The sequence below is a fragment of the Streptomyces bambusae genome (assembly GCF_019400985.1).
Classification (GTDB): Bacteria; Actinomycetota; Actinomycetes; order Streptomycetales; family Streptomycetaceae; genus Streptomyces; species Streptomyces bambusae_A.
On record NZ_WTFF01000511.1, the window covers coordinates 1 to 3,255 of the forward strand.

Below are 3,255 nucleotides of genomic sequence, written 5' to 3' on the forward strand. Positions count from 1 at the left end.
GCCGGCGGCCGGGCGGCGGTCAGCCGGCGGCCGGGCGGCGGTCAGCCGGCGGCCGGGCGGCGGAAGAGCGCGGTCCAGAGGAAGGCCTCGCCGAAGTGCGGGGCGTCGGGCGCCTCGTCGCGCATGCGGCGCAGTTCGACCTCCGTCAGGCCGGCGAAGATCCGGCGGAGGGACTCCGGCGTGTACGCGAGCCCGCCCTGGAGGCCTCCCTGGCGGTAGAACTCCGCGTCGGAGAGCTCGGACCCCATCCCGCCCTCGCCGGCGGCGAAGCAGGTGAGGGCGAGGTGGCCGCCGGGCGCGAGGACGCGTTCGACGAGGGCGAGGTAGCTGATCCGGCGGTGCGGCGGCAGGTGGTGGAAGCAGCCCGAGTCGTACACCAGGTCGTAGGGGCCGGTCAGTCCGGTCGCGGTGAGCTCGAAGACGTCGCCGAGGTGGAAGCGCAGGGCGGCGGTGTCGGCGCCGGCCTCCCGGGCCCGCTCGGTCGCCCAGGCGATCGCCGCCGGAGAGAGGTCGACGGCGTCGATCTCGAAGCCCTGCGCGGCCAGATGGAGGGCGTTGCGGCCGGGTCCGCACCCGAGTTCGAGGACCCGGCCGGGGGCGACCAGCCCGCTGTCGAGGTACGCGGCGAGGTTCTCGTCGGGCTTCGCCACGAAGAACGGCACCGGCTTGGAGCGGTCGCCGTAGAACCCGTCCCACCAGTCGGCCGCGTCCGCCGTCCAGCGGTCGGCCTCCGGCGCGAACAGCCCGTCCATGAGCTTCAGCACGTCCTCGACCGTACGTATGTGCCGGTGCATCCGGTCTCCTTCCCCGTATGCCCTCGACCCTAGGGTCAGGGGAAGGGAAAGGCCAGGTCAGAGGCCCTGTGGCCGTGGTGGGCAAGATCCTCGTACGGCCGTCGGCGGGCAGGGCGCGGGGTGGTGCGACCCGCCCACCCGCGCCCCGGCCCCGCAGCCGCCCAAGCCCCCGCCGAGCCCCGCCACGGCCCCGTCCGGGACCGCGCGCGGGTGACTTCTCGGGTGGCGCGGGCCGGAGGCCGGCGACGGCCGCCGCACGGAGCGCAGTACGGGGCCGTACGGGCCGCCGTACGGGCGGGCGGCGGCCCGGTGCGGCTCCCTCCAGCGACAGCCCGGAACGCCTGCATCAGGCGACAGCCCGCTGCGCCTACGTCAGGTCGAACTCGCCGCCCCGGGCGTTCAGGACGAATGCCCGCCATTCGTCCGGGGCGAAGATGAGGGACGGGCTCTCCGGGCGGTCACCGTTGCGCATCGCGATGAATCCCTCGACGAACGCGATCTGCACGTCGCCGGCCCCCTTGCTGCTCGACTGCCACTCCGCTCCGCTGAGGTCCAGTTCGGGCTTGTTCCAGCCTGCGAGGGACTGCGACACCATGCTCTCGGTCACGTGCGTGCTCCTCCCGGTTCCGTCGTCCGGGGGCCAGGTTAGCCATGGCCCCGGAGGACCGACAGGGCCCCTTTCGGGCCCGGCACGCGGCTCCGGCCGGATCGGCGCGGTTCAGCTGTCCGGCCGTTCGCTGCCGACCAGCCACATCGAGAAGAACTGCGCCCCGCCGCCGTACGCGTGGCCGAGCGCCCGGCGGGCCCCGGGGACCTGGTGCTCGCCGGCCCCGCCGCGGACCTGGAGGGCCGCCTCCGCGAAGCGGATCATGCCCGAGGCGCCGATGGGGTTGGTGGACAGCACTCCTCCCGAGGGGTTCACCGGGAGGTCGCCGCCGAGTTCGGTGACACCGGCCTCGGTGAGCTTCCAGCCCTCGCCCTCCTCCGCGAAGCCCAGGTTCTCCAGCCACATCGGCTCGTACCAGGAGAACGGCACGTACATCTCCACGGCGTCGATCTGCCGCCGCGGATCGGTGATCCCGGCCTGCCGGTAGACGTCCGCCGCGCAGTCCTTGCCGGCCTGCGGGGAGACGAAGTCCTTGCCCGCGAACAGGGTCGGCTCGCTGCGCATGGCCCCGCCGTGCACCCAGGCCGCGGGGCGGGGCGCGCGGGCCGCGCCGGCCCGGTCGGTGAGCACCATCGCGCAGGCGCCGTCGGAGGACGGGCAGGTCTCGGAGTACCGGATCGGGTCCCAGAGCATCGGCGAGGCCTGGACCTTCTCCAGGGTGATGTCGTGCTCGTGCAGGTGTGCGTAGGGGTTCAGCAGGGCGTTGCGCCGGTCCTTGTACGCGACGAGCGAGCCGACCGTGTCCGGCGCCCCGGTGCGGCGCATGTACGCGCGCACGTGCGGGGCGAAGAAGCCGCCGGCGCCGGCCAGCAGCGGCTGCTGGAAGGGCACGGGCAGCGACAGCCCCCACATGGCGTTGGACTCGGACTGCTTCTCGAAGGCCAGGGTGAGGACGGTGCGGTGGACCCGGGCGGCGATCAGGTTGCTCGCGACCAGGGCCGTGGAGCCGCCGACGGAGCCGGCGGTGTGCACGCGCAGCATGGGCTTGCCCACGGCGCCGAGCGCGTCGGCCAGGTACAGCTCCGGCATCATCACGCCCTCGAAGAAGTCGGGGGCCTTGCCGATGACGACGGCGTCGACGTCCGACCAGGTCAGCTCGGCGTCCGCGAGCGCCCGTACGGCGGCCTCGCGGACCAGGCCGGCGATGGAGACGTCGTGGCGGGCGGCCACGTGCTTGGTCTGGCCGATGCCGACGACGGCGACCGGCTCCCTGGCGACGCGGCGCGCGCCGACGGCTGCGGCCGTACGCGGTGTGGTCCCGGTGCTCATGCCCGGTCTCCTTCCAGGACGGCCACGAGGTTCTGCTGGAGGCACGGTCCGGAGGTGGCGTGGGCCAGGGCCCGGTCGGACGCGCCGCGGTGGATCCGTGCGGCGGCCTCACCGATCCGGATCAGGCCGGCGGCCATCACGGGGTTGGCGGCCAGCGCGCCGCCCGAGGGGTTGACGGCCACGTCCGCGTCCAGCCGGAGGGCCTTGCGCAGCACGATCTCCTGGGAGGAGAACGGCGCGTGCAGTTCAGCCGTGTCGACGGGCCGGTCGAAGGCGCCGGCGCGTTCGGCGGCGAGCCGGGTGGACGGCGAGTCGGTGAGGTCGCGCAGCCCCAGGCCGTGGGCCTCGATGCGGTGGTCGATGCCGGTGATCCAGGCGGGGCGGGCGCACAGCCGCCGGGCGGTGTCCCCGGCCGCCAGGACCACGGCCGCGGCCCCGTCCCCGACGGGCGGGCAGTCGCCGGTGCGCAACGGCCGTACCTGGTGGTCGCCGTGCGGCACCGGCCCGGCGAGCTGGGCGTGCGGG

At 74.7% G+C, this 3,255-nt stretch carries 3 protein-coding genes and 1 pseudogene; all 4 read right to left on the reverse strand.

Annotation, left to right across the window (positions count from 1 at the left end; genetic code table 11):
- Positions 1 to 41 precede the first annotated feature (41 nt).
- The gene (locus GPJ59_RS34880) at positions 42 to 794 is read right to left on the reverse strand and encodes a class I SAM-dependent methyltransferase (RefSeq protein ID WP_219672061.1); all 753 of its coding nucleotides are present in this window, start codon (positions 792 to 794) and stop codon (positions 42 to 44) included.
- A gap of 367 nt (positions 795 to 1,161) precedes the next feature.
- The gene (locus tag GPJ59_RS34885) at positions 1,162 to 1,389 is read right to left on the reverse strand and encodes a DUF397 domain-containing protein (protein ID WP_258025382.1); all 228 of its coding nucleotides are present in this window, start codon (positions 1,387 to 1,389) and stop codon (positions 1,162 to 1,164) included.
- A 123-nt stretch (positions 1,390 to 1,512) separates the two neighbouring features.
- Complete coding sequence (locus tag GPJ59_RS34890; RefSeq protein WP_219672064.1) at positions 1,513 to 2,730, reverse strand: thiolase domain-containing protein; 1,218 nt, start codon at positions 2,728 to 2,730, stop codon at positions 1,513 to 1,515.
- Positions 2,727 to 3,255 (reverse strand): annotated as a pseudogene (locus tag GPJ59_RS34895) (lipid-transfer protein); the annotation flags it as partial. The pseudogene GPJ59_RS34895 and the gene GPJ59_RS34890, both read right to left, overlap by 4 nt.

Excerpts from the sequence above, each read along its gene's own strand:
- GPJ59_RS34880 (WP_219672061.1), bottom strand. The coding sequence starts at position 794 with ATGCACCGGCACATACGTACGGTCGAGGACGTGCTGAAGCTCATGGAC.
- GPJ59_RS34885 (WP_258025382.1), bottom strand. The coding sequence starts at position 1,389 with ATGGTGTCGCAGTCCCTCGCAGGCTGGAACAAGCCCGAACTGGACCTC.
- GPJ59_RS34890 (WP_219672064.1), bottom strand. The coding sequence starts at position 2,730 with ATGAGCACCGGGACCACACCGCGTACGGCCGCAGCCGTCGGCGCGCGC.